This is a genomic window from Nocardia sp. CA-120079, from assembly GCF_050955745.1.
In the GTDB taxonomy this organism is placed as follows: Bacteria; Actinomycetota; Actinomycetes; order Mycobacteriales; family Mycobacteriaceae; genus Nocardia.
Genome location: NZ_CP192088.1, coordinates 1,517,385 through 1,537,713 on the forward strand (window position 1 = coordinate 1,517,385; position 20,329 = coordinate 1,537,713).

The 20,329-nt window shown below is 66.4% G+C and carries 18 protein-coding genes and 1 riboswitch; of the genes, 8 read left to right on the forward strand and 10 right to left on the reverse strand.

Annotated features, from left to right (window positions below):
• Positions 1 to 41: 41 nt before the first annotated feature.
• On the forward strand, positions 42 to 2,105 hold the full coding sequence (locus ACQPYR_RS06945) for a thioredoxin domain-containing protein (protein ID WP_433628964.1): 2,064 nt from the start codon (positions 42 to 44) through the stop codon (positions 2,103 to 2,105).
• Positions 2,106 to 2,321: 216 nt separating this feature from the next.
• Here ACQPYR_RS06945 and ACQPYR_RS06950 read toward each other — a convergent pair whose 3' ends face one another.
• The 3 genes from ACQPYR_RS06950 to trhA all read right to left on the reverse strand — a co-directional run bounded on the left by ACQPYR_RS06950 (position 2,322) and on the right by trhA (position 6,971).
• A complete protein-coding gene (locus tag ACQPYR_RS06950; RefSeq protein ID WP_433628967.1) occupies positions 2,322 to 3,902 on the reverse strand; it encodes an adenylate/guanylate cyclase domain-containing protein in 1,581 nt (526 codons plus the stop codon).
• On the reverse strand, positions 3,899 to 6,184 hold the full coding sequence (locus ACQPYR_RS06955; RefSeq protein ID WP_433628970.1) for an MMPL family transporter: 2,286 nt from the start codon (positions 6,182 to 6,184) through the stop codon (positions 3,899 to 3,901). The genes ACQPYR_RS06950 and ACQPYR_RS06955 overlap by 4 nt, the downstream gene beginning before the upstream one ends.
• A 97-nt stretch (positions 6,185 to 6,281) precedes the next feature.
• The gene (gene trhA / locus ACQPYR_RS06960; RefSeq protein WP_433635040.1) at positions 6,282 to 6,971 is read right to left on the reverse strand and encodes a PAQR family membrane homeostasis protein TrhA; all 690 of its coding nucleotides are present in this window, start codon (positions 6,969 to 6,971) and stop codon (positions 6,282 to 6,284) included.
• A gap of 122 nt (positions 6,972 to 7,093) precedes the next feature.
• Between trhA and ACQPYR_RS06965 the strand changes: the two genes are divergently transcribed.
• Positions 7,094 to 7,882, forward strand: a complete 789-nt coding sequence (locus ACQPYR_RS06965; RefSeq protein ID WP_063824599.1) for an isoprenyl transferase — start codon at positions 7,094 to 7,096, stop codon at positions 7,880 to 7,882.
• A gap of 29 nt (positions 7,883 to 7,911) precedes the next feature.
• The gene (locus ACQPYR_RS06970) at positions 7,912 to 8,508 is read left to right on the forward strand and encodes a hypothetical protein (protein ID WP_433628973.1); all 597 of its coding nucleotides are present in this window, start codon (positions 7,912 to 7,914) and stop codon (positions 8,506 to 8,508) included.
• A 3-nt stretch (positions 8,509 to 8,511) separates the two neighbouring features.
• On the opposite strand, the gene coaA is transcribed toward ACQPYR_RS06970, so the two are convergent.
• Positions 8,512 to 9,444, reverse strand: coding sequence for a type I pantothenate kinase (coaA, locus tag ACQPYR_RS06975; protein ID WP_433628976.1), 933 nt, complete (start codon positions 9,442 to 9,444; stop codon positions 8,512 to 8,514).
• 177 nt (positions 9,445 to 9,621) lie between these two features.
• Here coaA and ACQPYR_RS06980 point away from each other — a divergent pair, with 177 nt between their 5' ends.
• Positions 9,622 to 10,818, forward strand: a complete 1,197-nt coding sequence (locus ACQPYR_RS06980) for a DUF885 domain-containing protein (protein WP_433628979.1) — start codon at positions 9,622 to 9,624, stop codon at positions 10,816 to 10,818.
• Between the two features lie 51 nt (positions 10,819 to 10,869).
• Here the strand turns inward: ACQPYR_RS06980 and ACQPYR_RS06985 are convergent, their stop codons facing one another.
• A complete protein-coding gene (locus ACQPYR_RS06985) occupies positions 10,870 to 11,319 on the reverse strand; it encodes a nitroreductase family deazaflavin-dependent oxidoreductase (RefSeq protein ID WP_433628981.1) in 450 nt (149 codons plus the stop codon).
• Positions 11,320 to 11,332: 13 nt separating this feature from the next.
• A complete protein-coding gene (locus tag ACQPYR_RS06990) occupies positions 11,333 to 11,779 on the reverse strand; it encodes a PaaI family thioesterase (protein WP_433628984.1) in 447 nt (148 codons plus the stop codon).
• A gap of 159 nt (positions 11,780 to 11,938) precedes the next feature.
• On the opposite strand from ACQPYR_RS06990, the gene ACQPYR_RS06995 reads away from it, so the two are divergent.
• Together ACQPYR_RS06995 and glyA are read left to right on the forward strand one after the other, a co-directional pair.
• On the forward strand, positions 11,939 to 12,508 hold the full coding sequence (locus ACQPYR_RS06995) for a TetR/AcrR family transcriptional regulator (RefSeq protein ID WP_433628987.1): 570 nt from the start codon (positions 11,939 to 11,941) through the stop codon (positions 12,506 to 12,508).
• A gap of 34 nt (positions 12,509 to 12,542) precedes the next feature.
• Positions 12,543 to 12,627, forward strand: a riboswitch (ZMP/ZTP riboswitch).
• A 114-nt stretch (positions 12,628 to 12,741) separates the two neighbouring features.
• Positions 12,742 to 14,037, forward strand: coding sequence for a serine hydroxymethyltransferase (glyA, locus tag ACQPYR_RS07000; RefSeq protein WP_433635041.1), 1,296 nt, complete (start codon positions 12,742 to 12,744; stop codon positions 14,035 to 14,037).
• A gap of 776 nt (positions 14,038 to 14,813) precedes the next feature.
• Here the strand turns inward: glyA and ACQPYR_RS07005 are convergent.
• The 3 genes from ACQPYR_RS07005 to ACQPYR_RS07015 all read right to left on the reverse strand — a co-directional run bounded on the left by ACQPYR_RS07005 (position 14,814) and on the right by ACQPYR_RS07015 (position 18,562).
• Positions 14,814 to 15,554, reverse strand: a complete 741-nt coding sequence (locus ACQPYR_RS07005; protein WP_433628989.1) for an ESX secretion-associated protein EspG — start codon at positions 15,552 to 15,554, stop codon at positions 14,814 to 14,816.
• Positions 15,551 to 17,233 carry a hypothetical protein gene (locus ACQPYR_RS07010; protein WP_433628992.1) on the reverse strand — a complete coding sequence of 561 codons (1,683 nt, stop codon included), beginning with the start codon at positions 17,231 to 17,233 and terminating at the stop codon, positions 15,551 to 15,553. The genes ACQPYR_RS07005 and ACQPYR_RS07010 overlap by 4 nt, the downstream gene beginning before the upstream one ends.
• Positions 17,234 to 17,368: 135 nt before the next feature.
• Positions 17,369 to 18,562 carry an FAD-dependent monooxygenase gene (locus ACQPYR_RS07015; protein WP_433628995.1) on the reverse strand — a complete coding sequence of 398 codons (1,194 nt, stop codon included), beginning with the start codon at positions 18,560 to 18,562 and terminating at the stop codon, positions 17,369 to 17,371.
• 112 nt (positions 18,563 to 18,674) lie between these two features.
• Between ACQPYR_RS07015 and ACQPYR_RS07020 the strand changes: the two genes are divergently transcribed.
• A complete protein-coding gene (locus tag ACQPYR_RS07020) occupies positions 18,675 to 19,421 on the forward strand; it encodes a TetR/AcrR family transcriptional regulator (protein WP_433628998.1) in 747 nt (248 codons plus the stop codon).
• A gap of 89 nt (positions 19,422 to 19,510) precedes the next feature.
• Positions 19,511 to 19,930 (forward strand): limonene-1,2-epoxide hydrolase family protein, encoded by a 420-nt coding sequence (locus ACQPYR_RS07025; RefSeq protein ID WP_433601454.1) that lies wholly within the window; start codon positions 19,511 to 19,513, stop codon positions 19,928 to 19,930.
• 2 nt (positions 19,931 to 19,932) lie between these two features.
• On the opposite strand, the gene ACQPYR_RS07030 is transcribed toward ACQPYR_RS07025, so the two are convergent.
• Positions 19,933 to 20,205: a hypothetical protein gene (locus ACQPYR_RS07030; RefSeq protein ID WP_433629000.1), complete on the reverse strand. Its 273-nt coding sequence runs from the start codon at positions 20,203 to 20,205 to the stop codon at positions 19,933 to 19,935.
• Positions 20,206 to 20,329: the final 124 nt, after the last annotated feature.

Genomic DNA, 20,329 nt, shown 5'->3' on the forward strand with positions numbered 1-20,329 from the left:
CCTCCTCGAGTGGCCGGTTCGAGCGGACGTGAGAGGCTGAGATGGTGAACCTGCTGGGTAGCGCGACCTCACCGTATCTGCGACAGCATGCGGATAATCCGGTGCATTGGCGGGAGTGGGATCCCGCGGCCTTGGCGGCGGCGCGGGCGCGGGATGTGCCGATCCTGCTGTCCGTCGGGTACGCGAGTTGCCACTGGTGTCATGTGATGGCGCACGAGTCGTTCGAGGACGAGCGGACGGCGGCGCAAATGAACGACAACTTCGTGTGCATCAAGGTGGATCGTGAGGAGCGTCCGGATCTGGACGCGGTCTATATGAATGCCACGGTGGCGATGACCGGTCAGGGTGGCTGGCCGATGACGTGCTTCCTCACGCCGGATGGCGAGCCGTTCTACTGCGGTACCTACTACCCGAAGGTGCCGCGCGGTGGGATGCCGTCGTTCACCCAGCTGCTCACGGCCGTTACCGATACCTGGAATACCCGGCGCGACGAGGTGGACAAGGCTTCCGCGCAGGTGGCCGACGCGCTGCGGGCACAGGCCGCCGGGCTGCCCGATGCGGATGTGACGATTTCGGCCGAACTGCTCGATCATGCGGTCGCGGCGGTGCTGCGCGATGAAGACCACAAGCACGGCGGATTCGGTGGCGCGCCGAAGTTTCCGCCGTCGGCGTTGTTGGCGGGCCTGCTGCGCAGTTGGGAGCGCACCGGTGATGCCGCGATCTTGGGTGTGGTGAATCGGACGGCCGAGGCCATGGCGCGCGGCGGTATCTACGACCAGTTGCGCGGCGGGTTCGCGCGCTACTCTGTCGATGCGGCCTGGCTGGTGCCGCATTTCGAGAAGATGCTCTACGACAATGCGCAATTGCTGCGCGCCTATGCGCATCTCGCCCGCCGAAGCCCTGAGCGAGAGTCATTGGCGCATCGGGTTACTCGCGAGACGGTGCAGTTCATTCTCGACGACCTCGGTACAGACCACGGTGGGTTCGCGTCGGCGCTGGATGCCGACACCCACCTGGATCCGGGCGGTCCGGGTGTCGAAGGCGCGACCTATGTTTGGACACCCGCCGAGCTGATCGGCGAACTCGGTCCTATCGAAGGTGCTTGGGCCGCAGAGGTTTTCGGGGTGACAACCGCCGGGAATTTCGAACAGGGCACCTCGGTGCTCACCCTGTATACCGATCCGGATGCGCTGTCCGACAACGGGACTGCCCGCGAACGCTTCGAACGTGCCCGCGCCACACTGCGCGAGGCCCGTGCCCGCCGTCCACAGCCGGACCGCGATGACAAAGTGGTGACCGCCTGGAACGGAATGGCGATTACCGCACTCGCCGAGGCGGGTTCCGCACTGCGGCAAGATGATTGGGTGGAAGCCGCCGCTCGCTGCGCCCGCTTCCTGCTTGCCGAGCACGTGGTCGACGGCCGGGTGCGCCGCGCCTCGCTCGGTGGTGTGGTCGGCACGTCTCCCGGCGTCTTGGAGGACTACGCGTGGCTGGTCACCGGCCTGCTGGCCCTGCACCAGGCCACCGGCGGGCTCGACTGGCTCGAACACGCACAACGACTGCTGGACAAGGCAATTCAACACTTCGCTGACGATACTGCGCCCGGCAGCTGGTTCGACACCGCCGACGACGCCGAAACCCTCGTCGCCCGCCCCCGCGATCCCATCGACGGTGCAACCCCCGCAGGCGCATCCGCCTTGGCCGAAGCCCTCCTCACCGCCGCCGCCACCAGCGCCCCGGAGCCGGCCCTGCGCTACCGCGAACTGGCCGATCAGACCCTCCGACGCGGCGCCGTAGTCCTCGCCCGCGTCCCACGCTCGGCCGGCCAATGGCTCACCGTCGCCGAACCTGCCCTCCGCGGCCCCCTCCAAGTAGCCATCGCCCTACCCGACACCGCGACCGCGGCAACGGATTTGATCGCCACTGCCCGCGCCGAAGCCCCCGGCGGCACCGTCATCATCGCCGCCCCCACCAACTCGGTGCCCCTCCTGACCGACCGCACCCCAGTCAACGGCGCCCCCTCCGCCTACGTCTGCCGCGGCTCCGTCTGCGACCTCCCCGTAACGACCCCACCCGAACTACGCGCCTCCCTGAGCCGCCCGTAGCCCGCCAATTGGTGTCGAGTGTCGTAATGCGCCCACGCCGGAGGGGCTGGTTGCGGCAGAGTCGGTGGGTGACCTTGCGTAGTCAGGCTTTGTTCATCGGTGGTCGGTCCGGGGAGGTCACCGCGGTCCTGCTGACCTGCGCGGATGCCGTAGCGGCCGAGCGGCTCGCGGGCCGGGGGTTGGTCTGAACCAGCCGAAGGCGCTGCGATCCGGCGATCAGAGATTCTGCGAGGAAGATTCGGTTGTCGCCGTTCGTACTTCGGCGATCGCGCTGACGGCGGCCGCATCGGTATCGGGTTCCATCCCTGTGGAAGTCGGGGCGGCTTCCAGGTCGGTCCAGCAGGCGGTGGGCTCGGGCATTCCACGCAGCAGAATGTTGTCGTAGAGAACCCATTTGGCGCGCTCGTGCTCGGCCGCCGCCTCGATGATCGCACCGCTCACCAGGATTCGGCGCGGCACCTCCTTCGCCTCGGTGGTCAGCCGGGCCGCCTCATTGACCGCATCGCCGATCACCGTGTACTCCAATCGCGTATCGGAGCCGATATCACCCGCGAACACCCGCCCACGTGCGACGCCGATGCCGATATCGAGTTCGCCGGTGGCCGTGACCTCGTCGCGAATGCGCCGCGCGGCCCGCAGCGCGGGTGTCGCATTGTCGCGCAATGCGATCGGCGCACCGAAGATGCACAGCGCCGCATCCCCCTCGAACTTGTTGACCAGGCCGTTGTTCTCCTCGGTCGCCGCAACCACGATCGCGAGCAGTCGATTGAGTTTGGCCACGAAATCATGCGGCGTCAGACCGCTGGACAGTTCGACGGATCCGGTGACATCGACGAACAGCGCCGACACCTCGCGCACATCGCCGGTCAGATCGACCCCGCCCGCCAACGCCCGCTCGGCGACTTCCGTGCCGACGTGACGGCCGAATACAACCCGCATCCGCTCGCGTTCACACAGATTGGCGGCGAGTTCGTTGACCGAATTCTCCAGCCGCCCGATCTCGCTGGTGCTACCGACAGGAACCCGAACATCGAACTCGCCCTTGGTGATCCGATCGAGCGCCCGGCGCAGCGTGCGCATCGGCGTTGCGACCGAACGGGCCAGGATCGCGGTCGCAAGCGCGCCGGATCCGATGCCGACAATGGAGAGGTAGATGGCGGCGCGGACACGGTCCGGTGCGCCGGAGGCCGGGTCGGCGAGCACCGTGATCAGCATGAGCAGCGGCATCGCACCCGCCACCGCCCAGGTCATCACGACCCGCATCAGCACAGAGGAACTCCAGTGTGCGGTCGGGCCGAGCACCCCGGACACCACCGGAATGGTCGGGCGGATCAGCCGGTCGACGATCAGGAAGGTGAATCCGGCCGATTGCAGTGCGCCGAGGGTGAACAGGGCCACGGTCACCGCCGCACGGTTGTGTGCAGCCAGATGCGAGAGCAACGAGGCCGCGACGATCACGCCGGGCAGCCATATCGCCAGCGCTCGGGTGGTGATCGCGATCGGTAGGCGCAGCAATCGTCGCGCCTCGTCGACGGTCGGTTTGCGCCCGTCATCGAGCCACCCGAAATACACGGTCCGATCGCGTACGGCCAGCCCGACCCCGGCCAGGAAACCCAACATGGGATAGATCGACGCCAGCCCGATGATGCGCCGCCAGTCATCCCCGATCCGGCCGAAAAACCCGCTGAGCCACAGCTCGGTCACGATCACCCCGAGGCCACCGAGATTCGCGGCGACCACCACCGCCGCCAGTCCCCACCGCGCCTTCAGCGCCCGAACAACCAGCTTGGTGATCACGGTGCCCTGACATCCGGAGCGGAGCCCGCCTGCGCCGGCGCGTGCGTGCGCACCGAAACCCCGACGCGCACGGGTGTCCCCGAGCCGGGCAGCCACCAGTTCCAGGTTCCGAACAGTTTCATCAGCGCGGGCACCAAGACCAACCGCACGAGTGCCGCATCGATCGCTACGGCCACCGCCAGCGCCAGCCCGACCTCTTTCAGCTCCAGCACGCTCGCGGTCAGGAAGCTACCGAAGATCACCACCATGATGGCCGCCGCCGCACTGATCGGGCGGGCCGTGTGCTGGAGCCCGGCCGCCACCGCGTATTCGTTATCGGCCGCGGTGCGCGCGGAGTTCTCCCAGAACTCCTTGATCCGGCGGATCAGGAACACCTCGTAGTCCATCGACAGCCCGAACAGAATCGCGAAGACCATGGTCGGCAGGAATACCTGGATGAACCCGGTGCTGTGGAACCCGAGCACCGACTCGCCGACGCCCCACTGGAACACCGCCACGGTGATGCCCAGGGCTGCGCCGGTGGCCAGCAGATTCATCACTATCGCCTTGATCGGTAGCGCGATGCTGCGGAAGGCAGCAATGAGGAACACGAACGAGCAGCATAGAACCAGCGCGAGGACCAGTGGCAGTTTCCCCGTGATCTCGTCGGACATATCCGCGAACTCCGCCGTCGCACCGCCGACCAGCACGTCACCGGGCAGTGCGGTGGCCCGGTCGCGGATCTCCCGGACGAGTTGATCGGCCTCGGCGGAATCGAATGCGGGTTTCGCGACCACCATCGCGAAGATCCGTCCGTCCCGCTGGATCGGCAGCACCTGTTCGATGCGCTCATCCGAGCGGAGTGCGGTCAGGAAGTTCTGTGCCTCGCCGGTCGCCGCGGCGTTGAGCGGCGTATCACCGGCACCGGTCACCACGATCGTGATCGGCGCGAGCAGTCCGGGCGCGAAATTCTCCGAGGCGACCCTGCCCGCCTTGCCGGATGCGGTATGGCCCATCGCCGCCGTGCCCATATCCATGCCGTAGCGAATTCCGGTCAGCGGCGCGGCCGCCACCAGCAACACCAGCGTGGCCGCGATACCGAATACCACCGGACGTGCCATCACGATCCGACTCCATCGCGCCCAGCGCCCGGTCGCCGGATCGGCAGCCGATCCCGGCCGGGTCTCCAACGGCTGCCATCGCGCGGGCAGCGCACCGCGATTCACCCGCGACCCGAGCATTGCCAGCACCGCCGGCAGCAGCGTCAGCGCCACCATCAGCGTGGCCACGACCGCGATCACCACGCCGACCGCGATACCGCGGAATACCGGCGCGCGCACCACCACCAGCGAGCACAGCGAGATCATCACGATGAAGCCCGAGGCGACGATCGTCTTACCCGCCGTGGCGATCGCGATCCCGCAGGCATGCGCCACACCGGCCGCGGAACTGCCGCCCGGCTTCGCGAGCTCTTCGCGGAACCGGCTGACCACGAACATCGCGTAGTCCAGCCCGATGCCGGTGCCGATCATGGTCGCGACGGCCAGCAACAGCGAACTGGTCGCCATCACATGCGACAGCAGAAACAGTCCGCCGAACGCGAGCAACAGTCCGCTCAACGCCACCATTACCGGTACCAATGCGGCTACCACCGTGCCGAGCGCCAAGATGAGCAGCGCGAACGCCACCGGCAGGCCCAGCGCTTCGGCCTGCCCGGAATCGGCCACCTCGATTTCCATCAGGTCGCGCAGCGCCGGTGAGAAGCCGGTGAGCCCGACGATCACCCCGTCCCCGGAGCACTGTCCCGCACGTTCCTGCAGCTCACCGGCCAACTCCGCGCGCTGCGGAATCGTGCCGTCGATCCCGACGACGGCGAGCGCCGCATGCCTGCTCGCCGAGATCTGCGACTTCTGATCCCCTTGGAACGGACCGACCGCGACCCGCACGCCGGGCACACCGCGCAGATCCGCGACCGCCCGCTCCACGATCGCCCGATAGGCGGGATCATCGATGGTCCGCTGCTCCGAATCGAAGACCAGCGCAAGCTGTTCGGCTCCCAGATCGGGATAGTGCGCGGCGAGCAGTTCGGTGATCCGCGTCGATTCCGCCTTGTCGGCGTGGAACTCCATGGCCTCCAGGCGGCCGTTGAGCTGTGGGTAGGCGACCGCGCACGCGGCGATCAGCACCAGCCACACCGCGACGACGATCCGCCGGTGCTGTGCCATCGCCACGCCCCAGCGGTAGCCGATGCCCCCCTCGCGCCCCGCCTGCTGTCTACCGGTCTCGATCGTCTGCTGTGTCATATCGCCCCGCCATTTTCCGGATCCGCATCCGTCCCCAACTCTATTGCCGCAAAGGGCAATTCGGCATACCCATGATGTTCCGGCTGCCCGGATGCACTCAGCGCAGCACGACCGACCAGATCGCGGCGTAGTGGCACAGGGCGGCGAGCACCGTCGCGGCGTGGAAGAACTCGTGGTGGCCGAAGATGGCGGGCCACGGGTTCGGCCATTTGGTCGCGTAGAGGATCGCGCCACCGCTGTAGACCAGGCCGCCGACGAGCAGCAGAATCAGCGGTGCGATGCCGATATTCGTATCGAGCTGCCCGGCCACCGGCACAATTGCCCACCCCAGCAGCAGATACAGCGGCACTCCGACCCAGCGGGGAGCGGTCGGCCACAACAGTTTCAGGGCCACACCGGCCAGCGCGCCGAGCCAAACGACCAGCAGCAGTGTCCGGCCCGTTCGTCCCGGCAGGCCCAGTAATGCGAACGGCGTATAGCTGCCCGCGATGAACAGGAAGATCATCGAATGATCGGCCCGCTTCATCCGGATGCGAGCCTTCGCGGTGGCCCAGGTCACCCGGTGGTAGACGGCGCTGATGCCGAACAACCCGCACACCGTCAGCCCGTAGACCAGAGTGGACCAGCCTGCCGTCGCCGAGACGCTCGCGGCCTTCGAGACGAGAACGAGCACCGCGATTGCCGCGATGCCGACCGCCCAGGTGTGGATCCAGCCCCGCATCCGCGGCTTGAGCAGTGTTGACGTGCCCGGGATCGCGACCGGTGTCGCATCGGTCGCGCCGACCATTTCGGACACGAGTTACCTCCTAGTGATACTAGCCAGTAACCTACGGTACCGTAAGTTGTGTCGTATCGTCACTGTACCCGGAACCACAGTCGATGCCGGGATCGCGCCGCTGAGGCGTAGGGTTGGTCGCCGTGGAGCTTCCGAGTCAGGTGCGTGGCTTGCCATACCGCATCTACGAGGCGCGGCTGTCCAAGCAGCTGGCCGGCAAACAACATCCTCGGCACGTCGCGGTGATGTGCGATGGTAATCGGCGCTGGGCCAGAGAGAACGGTTTCACCGACGTGACCCACGGGCATCGGGTCGGCGCGCTGAAAATCGCCGAACTGGTCGGCTGGTGCGCGGACGAGGGCATCGAGATGGTGACCGTCTATCTGCTGTCCACCGAGAATCTGCAGCGCGATCCCGACGAACTGGAGACCCTGTTCGAGGTGATCACCGATGTCGTCGAGGAGCTGTCCGCTCCGGAACAGAACTGGAGTGTGCGTATCGTCGGCACGCTCGACGGCTTTCCGGAGCTGGTCGCGAAGCGGCTGCGCACCGCCGCCGAACGCACCATCGGGCGCGATGGTGTGCACGTGAATGTCGCGGTCGGCTACGGCGGTCGGCAGGAGATCGCGGATGCGGTCCGCAAGCTGGTCCGCCAGGAGATCGCGGCGGGGGAGACCGGGGAGGACCTGGTCCAGTCGATCACCGTGAACTCCATCGGCCAGCACCTCTACACCTCCGGTCAGCCGGATCCCGACTTGGTTATCCGAACCTCTGGTGAGCAGCGCCTTTCCGGGTTTTTGCTGTGGCAGAGCGCATACTCGGAAATATGGTTCACCGAGGCCTACTGGCCGGAATTCCGACGGGTGGACTTCCTGCGCGCCTTGCGCGACTACGCCGCTCGACATCGCCGCTTCGGTATCTGACGCAACGACATTCGCGTACCGTCCGGTTTGTGGACGAGTCGACGAATGCCGTGCCCGGGCCGAAGGGGGAGCAGATGTCCTACATCGGCTATCCGGAATTCGGTCGGCGCTTCCTGGAATACGCGGCCTCCGAGCAGCGCATCTCGGGTGCATTCGCCCAGCTGACCGGCGCCGCCTTCGATGTCGGCCCGATCGGCGTCGGGCCAGCCAAATTGGCGAAGGTCGCCGCGCAGGTGCGACTGGGGGAGCCGAAACTGCAACGGTACGTCGACGAGGTCATCTCCTTCGAGCTGGTCATTCCGCTCGATGTCGATCTGCTGCTCGATCTCGCCGTCGACCGGCACCGCTTCCACATCGACGGCAATATCCACCTGCACTTGACCGTGCGCACCGCGGAGCCACTGCGGGTCGTCATCGATATCGCCGAACCGCGCCCGAGCGATGTTCGCATCAATGTGGCCACCGCCACCAAACGCGGACAGTTGCTGCGCATCCTGGCCAGCGTCGACCACGAGATCCGGCGCTTCATCGCGCGCTATCTCGCCACCGAAATCCGCAAACCGCATATCGCCGCGGTGCGCGATATCGATGTCGCTGCCCGGCTGGACGCGGCCTGGAAGCCGTGACGGCTAGAGCTTGCGCAATCGCAGCCGGTTGATGCTGTGATCGGCGTCCTTGCGCAGCACCAGCGTCGCGCGCGGACGGGTGGGCAGAATGTTGTCCACCAGATTCGGCCGGTTGGTGGAGTTCCAGATCTCCTTCGCGGCGACCGTCGCCTGGTCGTCGGTGAAGCCCGCGTAGTGGTGGAAATGCGCGTTCGGATCCGCGAAGGCGGTCTCGCGCAGCGTGAGAAACCGTTGCACATACCAGTTCTCGATGTCCTCGATGCGTGCGTCGACGTAGATCGAGAAGTCGAACAGGTCCGAGACCATCAACCGCGGACCGGTCTGCAGCACATTGAGACCCTCCACGATGAGAATGTCGGGTTGAGTCACACAGTGGAACTTGCCCGGCACGATGTCGTAGGAGATATGCGAATACACCGGCGCACATACTTCGGCCGCACCGGATTTCACCTCGGTGACAAAGCGCAGTAGTTTGCGGCGGTCATAACTTTCCGGAAAACCCTTGCGGTGCATGATGCCGCGCCGGTTCAGTTCCGCGGTGGGATATAGGAATCCGTCGGTTGTGACCAAATCCACACGCGGATGGTGATCCCATCGCGCGAGCAGCGCCTGTAGTACGCGTGCGGTGGTGGATTTTCCGACCGCGACACTGCCCGCGACACCGATCACGAATGGCACCTGCTCGTCCGGATGGGTTTCCCCGAGAAAGGTCGCGGTCGCGGCGAATAGCCGCTGACGTGCGGCGACCTGCAGGTGGATGAGGCGAGCGAGCGGGAGGTAGACCTCGGCGACCTCTTCCAGATCGATCTGTTCGCCGAGGCCGCGAAGTCCGATCAGTTCTTCCTCGGTGAGCACCAGGGGAGTCGACTTACGCAGGGTCCGCCACTGTTTCCGGTCGAATTCCACATAGGGACTCGGCTCGCTCATTCGTGCCACTTACCCGACACTCCGTTCAGGCAAACACGCATACGTCGCGCGCCGACTGTATGAGATTCGGTCCAGCTCTCGCATAGCCGAATTCTGCTCTGCGTCAACATCGTGTGAAACGCGGGGTGCCGATACCGGGTGGTAACCGGTCGATGACATGGCCTTCAGCGGCTAATGTCGGCGGACATGGAAGCGCATCCCCTCGTGACCGAGTACCTGCGGCTCGGCTTGGCATTCGACCGACTGGAGGAAGGTTTCGTCGACGCCTATACCGGCGATCCGGCGTTGCGTCGCGAGGTGGAGAACGCGCCCGCTCCCGAGCCGCGCGAGTTGGCGCGGCGAGCGGCGGCATTGCGTGCGGAACTGCCCGGGGCCGGATTGCCGCGGCAGCGCAGCGAATTCCTCGATGTGCATCTGCGCGCGCTGGAATGCTCCGGTCGCAAGTTCGCCGGCGACGACATCGGGTTCGTCGACGAGGTGCGCGCGTACTTCGATGTCGATATCGCACCCGGTGATGTCGAGGACTACCGCGACGCGCACCGGCAGATGGACGAGGTGCTGCCCGGTGACGGCCCGCTCGCTGAACGGGTGACCGCCTTCCGCAAGGCCGACGAGATTCCGCCGGAGCGGTTGAGTGTCTGCGTCGAGGCGTTCTCGAGTGCATTGCGGGAACGGGTGCGCGAGCGTTATCCACTGCCCGACCATGAGCACGTCACCTATGAGGTGGTGGGGGATAAGCCCTGGTCCGGCTTCAATTACTACCTGGGCAACTACCACTCCCGGGTGGCGATCAACTCCGATCTCAAGCAGCATATGGCGCACCTGCCCGGCCTCATCGCGCACGAGGCCTATCCGGGACATCACACCGAGCACTGCCGCAAGGAGGCCGGTCTGGTCGCGAACGGGCAGGCCGAGCAGACGCTGTTCCTGGTGAATACCCCGCAGTGCCTGATGGCGGAGGGGTTGGCGGATCTGGCGCTGCGCTCGATCGTCGGATCCGGCTGGGGCAAATGGGCGCAGGAAATCTACGCCGATCTGGGTTTGCGTTTCGAAGGTGAACGCGCCGAACAGCTTTCGAATGCTTCGGCGGAATTGCTCGGGGTCAGGCAGGATGCCGCGCTGCTGCTGCACGATCGGCGCCGCGATGCCGACGAGGTCGTCGAATTCCTGCAGCGCTGGAGCCTGACCACCCAGGAACGCGCCCGCCAATCCCTGCGCTTCCTGTCCTCACCGCTTTGGCGCGCCTATATCAGCACCTACGTCGAGGGCTATCGCCTGCTCGGCAGTTGGCTGGACCGCGCCGTCGACGCCGACGACCGCGCCGACCGCTTCCGCCGCCTTCTCGACGAGCCCCTCACTCCGGGAGCCCTTCGCACCATGTGACTCTGGACGAAGGCGCGGCCGCCGCGGCACATGGTGGTGAGAGATACATCCTCAGGCGGCGGTGAAGGTGATGCGCACCGAGATGGGGTCGGATTCCAGTGCCTTGATCGTCCATGCCGTGGCCGATTCGGCAGCGCTGCCCTTGGCGAAGCCGCGGGCGCGGGCGACCACATCGTCATCGGGGACGAAGGCCGCGGTGCCGGTGTACCAGCGCCTGCCCTGACGCAGTCGGACCTGCGGATTCGCGGCGATATTTCGCGCCCACCCGGCGCGGTGGCCATGCTGGGAGATCAGCCACGCGCCCTCGTCGTCGATCGAAACGGTGACCGGCACGCGCCGCGGCTGACCCGATTTGGCGCCGATGGTCTCCAACTCGGCGATCATCGAGGAACGGATGCCGATTCGATCCAGCAGTCCGACAGCGGGGTTGACCAGATAGCGCCCGATGAGCCGTTCCCGACGGAACTTGCGCGCCGCTGCGGCTGTGCTGCGTTGAGTCATGGCTGTACTCCCGTCAGTGGAAGATGACGCAGGTCGTGGTGCCGTGTGCGACCAACTTGCCCTGGTCGTCCACGACGCGACCCTCGGCGGTCGCGGTGGTACGGCCGACGTGGATGGTGGTGCCGGTCGCGATCAGGCGACGGCCGTCGGTGGGTACCGCGCGGATGTAGTTGATCTTCAATTCCAGCGTGGTGTAGCCGACACCGGCATCGAGCGTGGTGTGCACCGCACAACCCATTACCGAATCGAGCAGGGTGGCGCAGATGCCGCCGTGCGTGGTGCCGAGCGGGTTGGCGAAATCGGGCCGGGTCCGCAGCCCGAAGACCGCCTTCCCGAACTCGAGTTCCTCGACCTCCAGACCGAGTAGATCGCCGATGAACGGTCGTCGCGAGTCGGTCGTCATCGCTGTGCGCAGTAGTTCGAGTCCCGATAGCTGCGACAGATCGGTCGGCGCGCTCATACCTGCGCCTCGCCGGCGCTCGGCTCCGTCATGACCGCAGAAGCGGTGGTCTTTCGCCGGCTCATGAATCCCGTCCTTTCGATGAACCGATCGGTTCACATCTGTCATGATTGCAGCATGAACCGATCGGTTCACGCAAGCATGGCGAGGAGGACGGCGATGACCTTGGGTCCGCGCGACCGGCTGATCGACAGCGCCATCGATCTGGTGCGCGAACATGGCGTGCACGCGGCCGGACTCGCCGCTCTGCTCGAACGCAGCCGAACCTCCCGCAACTCGCTCTACCAGCACTTTCCCTCCGGTAAGAGCGAGCTTGTCGAGGTTGCGACCAAGACGGCGGGAGAGCGCCTCGCCGCGGTGACGGACAAGATCACCGGCTCCGGACCGGCCGAGCAATGGATCGCGGCGCTCGTCGGCTGGTGGCGGCGCACGCTCGAAAAGTCCGTGTTCGCCACGGGATGTCCGATCGTCGGCGCCGCACTCGCCGAATCCGAGCCGCGGGTGCAGGCCGCCGCGGGCACCGTGTTCACCGACTGGACCGACCAGATCGCGAACGCATTGCGTGACAAGGGTTTATCGGCCGAGGAGGCGCGATCGCTGGCCGGATTCGTCATCAGTGCGTTGGAGGGCGCCATCATTCAATCCCGCGCACTGAAATCCACTCGTCCGCTCGACGACGCGCAAGTGCACCTCACCGCCATATTGCGGTCCGCCGTCCCCGGGGCTTGACGGGTCCGGGCCCGTCGCCGACTCCCGGATAAGATGATGGGACCGCGACTGGCGCACTCGAGGTGGAAGCAACCACCGGGAAGCACCCTCGCCCCGCACCGCGCGCCTGGGTGCCGGGCTCATGGGCCTCGGGGTGCGCACTCCGGGGCACCCGGACCACGGAGGTTGCGATGCACACCGAGACACAGAACCCCCTGATCGGCGCGGCGCGGTCGGCCAATAGACTCGGCCAGGTGACGCAGACGACCGCCTCTGTCAATACCCGATCCCTCGGTGAGCTCGATCCGGAGCTCGCTGCCGCGATGGCAGGCGAACTCGCCCGCGAACGCGACACCCTCGAGATGATCGCCTCGGAGAACTTCGTGCCGCGCGCGGTGCTGCAGGCGCAGGGCAGCGTGCTCACCAACAAGTACGCCGAGGGCTACCCGGGCCGTCGCTACTACGGTGGCTGCGAGCACGTCGATGTCGTCGAAACCCTCGCCCGCGATCGCGCCAAGGAACTCTTCGCCGCCGAATTCGCCAATGTGCAGCCGCATTCCGGCGCGCAGGCGAATGCCGCGGTGCTGATGGCGCTGATGGAGCCGGGCGACCGGCTGCTCGGCCTCGACCTCGCGCACGGCGGTCACCTCACCCACGGCATGCGGCTGAACTTCTCCGGCAAGCTCTACGAGGTGCACTCCTACGGGGTCAGCAAGGAAGACCACCGCATCGATATGGAGGAGCTGCGCAAGACCGCGCTCAGCTCGCGTCCGAAGGTGATCGTCGCCGGTTGGTCGGCCTACCCGCGGCACCAGGACTTCGCGGCGTTCCGCGAGATCGCCGATGAGGTCGGCGCGAAGCTATGGGTCGATATGGCGCACTTCGCCGGTCTGGTCGCCGCCGGTCTGCATCCCTCGCCGGTGCCCTACGCCGATGTGGTGTCCTCCACCGTGCACAAGACGCTGGGCGGTCCGCGCTCCGGCTTGATCCTGGCCAAGCAGGAGTACGCCAAGAAGCTCAACAGCTCGGTGTTCCCGGGGCAGCAGGGCGGCCCGCTCATGCACGTGATCGCCGCCAAGGCCGTCGCGTTCAAGATCGCGGCCGGCGCCGAGTTCAAGGAGCGCCAGGAGCGCACCCTGTCCGGTGCCAAGATTCTGGCCGAGCGGCTCGGCGGCGCGGATGTCAAGGACAAGGGCATCAGCGTCCTCACCGGCGGCACCGATGTGCACCTGGTGCTCGTCGACCTGCGCAACTCCGAGATCGACGGTCAGCAGGGTGAGGATCTGCTGCACGAAATCGGAATCACGGTGAACCGCAACGCCGTTCCGTTCGACCCGCGCCCGCCGATGGTCACCTCCGGCCTGCGCATCGGCACCGCCGCCCTGGCCACCCGTGGTTTCGGCGATGCCGAGTTCACCGAGGTCGCCGACATCATCGCCACCGCACTGGCCGGCGGCTCCGATGTCGACGCCCTGCGCGCCCGCGTCACCAAGCTGGCCCGTGACCTGCCGCTCTACGACGGCCTGGAGGACTGGCACCTGCTCGGCTGAGCCCGCTTATTCGCCTGGGAATACAGCTGCGCGCCAACGGTATTCGTTGGTGCGCGGGGGTTCCCAGGCGAATTCGTCTGTAGCTGAGGTCGAAAGCCGCTCCGTCGCCGGGCTTCTGGGCGGTTCCTGTCGTGCCCGCATCGAGATCGCCGCAGTGGCAGCTGGCCGGACTCGTCGGTTGCCGGACCGTGCATCGGTCCGATGAGATGCTCACCCGCCCGGGCTGGTAGCGAGAAAGTCGGCGTGCGCAACAACCCGGGCGTGCAATGGTGCACAAGTGCAGGGGTGGCCGGGTTCCTCGTATCCGCCCACCTGGCCGCCGCCCGAAAATAGCCCGGCAATCGTGCTGCCGCATATCCAGTGACCCTGCCGCACAAAGTGTGACATGTGCGAGGTAGTCGGGCGCCTCCATGGCTGGTGTTCGTCGAGTTCGCCTCGGCCGCAGCATATTTCGGGTCGACCGGACCGTAGCCACCCGCACGGCGGCGGCTCGTGTCGTCGAATCGGATCAGGTTCGACGACAACCGGATTCAGAGCTGAATACCCTTTCGGCGGCCCGCTCGGCGAGCTTCCCGATCTCGTCGATGGCGACCGCGACGTAGGCGCGCAGTTGGCCGTCGTCGTCGCGGCGCCGCAGGTATTCGTGTCGCTGTCGGTGAGCAGATTGCCCTCGACATCGTAGAGCGGGTAGGACTGTGCCCCTCGGTCATCTCGGCGGTGGTGGCGACGGTTCCCACGAAAGCGTCGCTGACCGGACCTTGCTGCGCCCGCGAGTCCTATTGGTCGACGCGGGCTTTCGCTCGGACGATGGACTCGTCCAGGTAGCGGGTGATGTCGGCGCTGGTGGCGGGGCGGATCATGCGGGCGCGGTTGGCGGGCACTTCGCAGTAGCGTCCGGCCTTGGTGTCGATCCAGCGGAGTTTTCCGGTGCGCAGGGGTTCGGCATTGCGGGGGCCGACCAGGACGGTGGCGGTGCCGCTGGTGTCGCAGGGTTGGCGCCAGAAGCGGCGGTAGCGGTCCTGGATGGCGCGGGTGGGGGAGTTGCCGAAAGGGTCGGGGCGGTCGTCGTTGAGATCGTCGAGGAGGTAGCTCTTTTCGGCCGCGGTGCCGGGTGGCGGATCGGGGAGCAGGCGGATCAGTTCGGTGGCGAGTTGGTCGACGCGGACGCGGCGCAGCCGTACTTTGCCGCCATCCGGAGCCGCAGCCTGCAGCGCGATGACCCCCGGTCCGGTGCGGGTGGCGCAGCCCATGGCGCGCAGTTCGATCGCGCCGCGGGTGTTATCGATACCGAACAGTTCGATGCGCCACTCGGGTTTGGCGAGCACCCCGATGGCCCGCTGCAGCGACGCATTGTCCTCACGGTTCAGCTCCGCGCGGAATTGTCGCTGGTAGGCCCGATATTCGTGGAGTCCGGCAAAGCGGCTGGTGAAGCGGAACGGAAAGGGCATGCGATCCAGGCCGGTGCCGAACCAGGCCGCCGCGAATTGCTCTGCGGACAAGGTCCACTGCGTCATCATTGCGCCCCGAGTACAGGCGGCACGGTCTTCTCCACTTCGCCGATGAGGTCCTCGCCGTGCTCTTCGGTGCGCAGGTACTTCGCCGACTTGTGTTCACCGTCCTCGCCTCGCCGGGTACGCGCGCCAGGCGGAAGCATCCCGGAGTATCCGGTGGTAGCTGTCGCACCCACCCGACTCGGAGTGCTGGTGCTCGGCTGAGCAGCCGTCGCTCCCGGTGTGGTGCCCGGCACCGACCTGCCAGGACTCGGAGTCTCGCCGGTGTTCGGCGCGCCGCCGGGATTGGGCGCGCCGCCGGGATTGGGCGTACCGCCGGGATTGGGCGTACCGCCGGGATTGGGCGCGCCGCCGGGATTGGGCGTACCGCCGGGATTGGGCGTACCGCCGGGATTGGGCGTACCGCCGGGATTGGGCGTACCACCGGGACTGGGCATACCACCGGGACTGGGCATACCACCGGGACTGGGCGCGCCACCGAGACTGGGCGCGCCGCCGGGACTGGGCATACCACCGGGACTGGGCGCGCCACCGAGACTGGGCATACCACCGGGACTGGGCGCGCCACCGAGACTGGGGGAAGCGCCCATCGAGGTCGAGGTTCCCGGCCCGATCCCGCCGGACGTGACTGTGGTCGGTGACTGCGTACCGGCCGCCGAGGGGATGGCCGAAGTTGCGGATGTATGGGTAGATGACGCGGGCATGGTCGATGAGTCATTGTTCTGATTCGACGAAATAGATTGCGGGGCAAAAGCTTCGGCTCGAGCCGGCCCATCTGCCTTGCCTGTGTCCCCGCTATTGTTCGGATCTCCGGCCTTACCGGTGTCCGCTGCTTTACTCGTATCTCCGGCGCCGCTGGTCTCTTCCGCTTTGCCGGAATTCCCGGTCCCGCTGCTGCCCTCCGCTTTACCTGTATCCGCAGCCTCGCTGGTCCCCTCCGTCGTACCGGTATTTCCTGCTTTGCCGGAGTCTCCAGCTCTGCCGGTGCCGTCTGGTGTGGCTGTGTGTCCTGCTTTGCCGGTATCTCCAGCTCTGCCGGTGCCGTCCGGCGTGCCTGTATCTCCTGCCTTGCCGGAGTCTCCACCCTGGCCGACGCCCTCCACCGGGCTCGTATCCCCGGCATTCCCGGAGTCTCCACCTGGCAAAGCCCCCAGCACTTCCGAAAACCCCGACTCCCCAGAAATCGGATTGACCGGCGGCGGCAACGTAGGAATCAACGGCGCCGTACTCGCATAGGGCTGGATATAAAACGTGCTCATATCGTCCCGGGCCTGCTCCTCCTGCGAATTCCGCAGCTCGGGCCCCCGCGCACTATCCGAACTATCCACCACCGGCGGCACCGCCACCTTGAACCGCCCCGCCGCGCTCACCGCCGCCGACAGCGGTGTCGACTGCTGATCCAGCGACTCGCCGAGCTCACCGACGCGCGCGGCATACTCCCGAATGCCGCGCACCGCCCGGTCGGCCGCCGCGCCCTCCCAATGTTGATCCACTGCTTGCTGAATCGCGGTTTCGAACTGCTGTCCGGCCTTGGTCACCGCTGCCGCGATGGCGGCCCAGGCATCGAACGCACCGTCCAGTCCGCCCGGATTCATCTGGTCGGCCGCCTGTTTGATCTCCGCGTGCGAAAAGTTCTGCGCGTTCTCGGGATTGGTGATCGCGCGGCCGTCCATCTGTGCTGTCATGGCCGAGCCAGCCCCTTCCGTCAGTGCCATCTGACCTTATAGACGCACTCGACCCCACCCGGGTTCCATCGAAACACAGCCGATCTCGCCGCGCCAGACCATTCGGTCCGCTGCGGGGTGCCGGTGCTACCGATGTCAGTTCGCATTGGCGGCCGCGACCAGCGCCGGGTAGTCCGGCAGCTCGATGGTCTTGACGTTCTCGGTCATTTTCACCATCTTGTCGAACATCCACGAGTGCAGGAACCAGTTGCGGAACTTGATGCCGAGCGCGGTCTTCGGCGCGAAGAAGCGGCCCGCGTTGCTGTAGTCCGCGAGTTTGCCGAGCGAGTGCATGAGCCCGTCGTAGCGCGCGAAGGCGATCCGGTAATCGCCGTCGGCGAGCGCGAGTTCACCGGCCAAGATGTAGGCGCCCTGCACCGCGAGTCCGGTTCCGAAGCCGCCCAGGGTGTTTCCGTAGCCCGAATCGCCGACCAACGCGACCCGGCCCCGGCTGTAACTCTTCATCTTGCGCACCATGCTGATCGAGTCGAGGAAGAAGTCGTCGAACTCCGCCATTTCGGCGAGCATGCGCGGTGCCTCCCAGCCGACCTCGGCGAAGGTCTGCTCGATGATGTGCCGCTGCGCCTCGATGTCGTCACGAGCGTAGTCGAGTTCGGGCGAGGCGAAGATGTAGAGCTGCTGTGCCTTCGAGCCGCCGGTGATGACGCATTTGCCCGGCTCGTTGTAGCCGTAGGCTGTCATCCGCTCGGGGGTGCCCTCGGACTTGGTCGCCCACGGGCTCGCCCCGGCGACGCAGTAGTAGTGGCCGAGGTGCTTGACGAATTCCTTTTCCGGTCCGAACGCCAGACGCCGTACCCGCGAATGGATGCCGTCGGCGCCGAAGACCAGATCGAAGCCGCGCGGCGCGCCCTTCTCGAATTCGACCCACACGCCGTCGTCGGTCTCGGTCAGCGCGCTGATCGAGTCGCCGAATACGTATTCGCAGTCCTGGTAGGTCTTTTCGTACATGATCCGCGCCAGATCCCCGCGCAGGATCTCCACGTCGCCGCCGGTGAAATCGCCGGAGATGAGCGCCTGCTGCTCGCCCTTGCCGTCGACGATCGCGATATCGGTGGTGCCGGTGCGGTGTGCGTAGACCTCGTCCAGGATGCCCATCCGCTCGAGCACCTTGTGGTGCGTTTCGCCGGTGAAGTCGACGGCCTGGCCGCCCGGTCGCAACTGCGGCGCCCGCTCGACCACCGTGACGGCGAAGCCATAGCGGCTCAGCCAATAAGCGAGCGCGGGGCCGGCGATGCTCGCGCCGGAGATGAGAACGGTCTTGTTGCGCATGATGTCTCCCGAGGTCATTATCTGCGTCCGATGGAATCTGTATCCGTCGGACGCAAATTAGAGTATGGTGGACGCAGTTACTTGTCAACACGCAATGCGTAAGGATGTGGAAATGCCTGCACCGACCACCGTCGAACTGCTCTGGGGCACCCAGCAGCGGCCCAAGCGCGGACCCAAGCCCGCGCTGTCACTGGAGGGGATCGTCGCGGAGGCCATCGCCCTCGCCGATGCCGAAGGACTGGCGAACCTGTCCATGCAGCGCCTGGCCGAACGACTCGGCTTCACCAAGATGTCGCTGTACCGGTATGTGCCGGGCAAGGAACAGCTGACCGCGCTGATGGTGGATGCCGCGATGGGCGATCCGCCGGATGTTATTGCGGCGCACGAGAATTCGAATGAGCAGCGGTGGCGAGCCGGACTGCGCCGCTGGGCCGAGACGATCTTCGAGCGCTACAGCGCGCACCCCTGGTCGATCAGCCTGACCATCGGCGTGCGTGCGGTCGGCCCCAATGAAATGGGCTGGATGAACGCCGCGCTGACCGCCCTCGACGGCACCGGGTTGACCGGGCCGGAGCGGCTGGACACCATCGTGCTGCTCAACGGGCACATCCGCAGCCTCGTGCAGCAGGTGACGACCGGGGATCGGCAGGAAACGGCGCAGCAGATCGCGGGCCAGTTCGCCGAGATGATGGCCGCCGCGGGCGACCGGTTTCCCCTGGTCGCCGCCGCCTTCGCGGAGGAGGCCGCCGCGACCGGTGCACCGCCCGCGAACGAGGGCCCGGGCGACGCGCTGAGCTTCGGCATCGACCGAATTCTCGATGGTCTGGGTGTCCTCATCGCCGACCGCCGCCGACCCTAGCGGCACAATCGGGCGCAGCCGGACAAAGTCCGTCATTGGTCTCTTGCGCTTGGACGAGCGAATGCGAGGCCACCGCTTAGGCTCAGTGCATGACCGACGAACTGGAACTGAAGCAGGACGCGATCACCACGGTGCGGGAATTCTTCGCCGCACTCGAGATCGGCGCGGTGGAGGAGGCACTGGACCTCCTGCACCCCGATGTCGTCTGGAAGAACACCTCACTGCCGACGGTCGGCGGCGGCCTCACGCGCAAGATCCTGCGCGGGCTGAACCGCGACACCATCGGCTTCGCCGCCGACATGCATCACATCGCCGCCGACGGCGACTTCGTGCTGACCGACCGCACCGATATCCTGCGCGTCGGCCCGCTGCGGATCGCGTTCTGGGTTTGCGGCACTTTCGAACTGCGCGACGGCCGAATCATCCTGTGGGACGACCACTTCAGCTGGGAGAACTTCCTGCGCGGCACCGCCGTCGGACTCTTGCGCGCCGCGCTGCCGCAGCGCTGAGGTCAGGTGTGCTTGGCGAGGTACTCGAGGTAAAAGGGTCGCAGAACCTCGGCGATCTTGCCGTCGCCCGCGTGGATGTAGTCGTCGATCATCGGCAGCACGTACTTGATATCGGCCTCGCTCTCGCCGAGATTGCCCGCGGCGGCCTCGGCGGCCGGAATCGACTTCAGCAGCCGCCACAGATATTTGATGTCGCCGCGTCGCGCCGCGAGCCGGACCGCACGGTCGTGCAGCTCCTTGGACGACAGCTTCTCCAACTCCTCGTTACCGGCCATACCTGCGACTCTATCCCCTGCACCAATGCGGGGTTAACGACAAATTCACGGACATGCCCACCTGTGCCCGAGCGGAGACCGGGCAGTCGGCGGTAGCGTCGTTGGTGCGGGCCGCGTCGGTGTG

What these genes read in the sequence shown, in the direction of transcription:
- ACQPYR_RS06985 (WP_433628981.1), bottom strand. Translation starts at nt 11,319, where the DNA reads ATGACTCAACGCAGCACAGCCGCAGCGGCGCGCAAGTTCCGTCGGGAA.
- ACQPYR_RS06980 (WP_433628979.1), top strand. Translation starts at nt 9,622, where the DNA reads ATGGAAGCGCATCCCCTCGTGACCGAGTACCTGCGGCTCGGCTTGGCA.
- ACQPYR_RS07010 (WP_433628992.1), bottom strand. Translation starts at nt 17,233, where the DNA reads ATGACAGCACAGATGGACGGCCGCGCGATCACCAATCCCGAGAACGCG.
- ACQPYR_RS07020 (WP_433628998.1), top strand. Translation starts at nt 18,675, where the DNA reads ATGCCTGCACCGACCACCGTCGAACTGCTCTGGGGCACCCAGCAGCGG.
- ACQPYR_RS06990 (WP_433628984.1), bottom strand. Translation starts at nt 11,779, where the DNA reads ATGAGCGCGCCGACCGATCTGTCGCAGCTATCGGGACTCGAACTACTG.
- ACQPYR_RS07015 (WP_433628995.1), bottom strand. Translation starts at nt 18,562, where the DNA reads ATGCGCAACAAGACCGTTCTCATCTCCGGCGCGAGCATCGCCGGCCCC.
- ACQPYR_RS07030 (WP_433629000.1), bottom strand. Translation starts at nt 20,205, where the DNA reads ATGGCCGGTAACGAGGAGTTGGAGAAGCTGTCGTCCAAGGAGCTGCAC.
- trhA (WP_433635040.1), bottom strand. Translation starts at nt 6,971, where the DNA reads ATGGTCGGCGCGACCGATGCGACACCGGTCGCGATCCCGGGCACGTCA.
- ACQPYR_RS06995 (WP_433628987.1), top strand. Translation starts at nt 11,939, where the DNA reads ATGACCTTGGGTCCGCGCGACCGGCTGATCGACAGCGCCATCGATCTG.
- ACQPYR_RS06955 (WP_433628970.1), bottom strand. Translation starts at nt 6,184, where the DNA reads ATGACACAGCAGACGATCGAGACCGGTAGACAGCAGGCGGGGCGCGAG.
- ACQPYR_RS06945 (WP_433628964.1), top strand. Translation starts at nt 42, where the DNA reads ATGGTGAACCTGCTGGGTAGCGCGACCTCACCGTATCTGCGACAGCAT.
- ACQPYR_RS07025 (WP_433601454.1), top strand. Translation starts at nt 19,511, where the DNA reads ATGACCGACGAACTGGAACTGAAGCAGGACGCGATCACCACGGTGCGG.
- ACQPYR_RS07005 (WP_433628989.1), bottom strand. Translation starts at nt 15,554, where the DNA reads ATGATGACGCAGTGGACCTTGTCCGCAGAGCAATTCGCGGCGGCCTGG.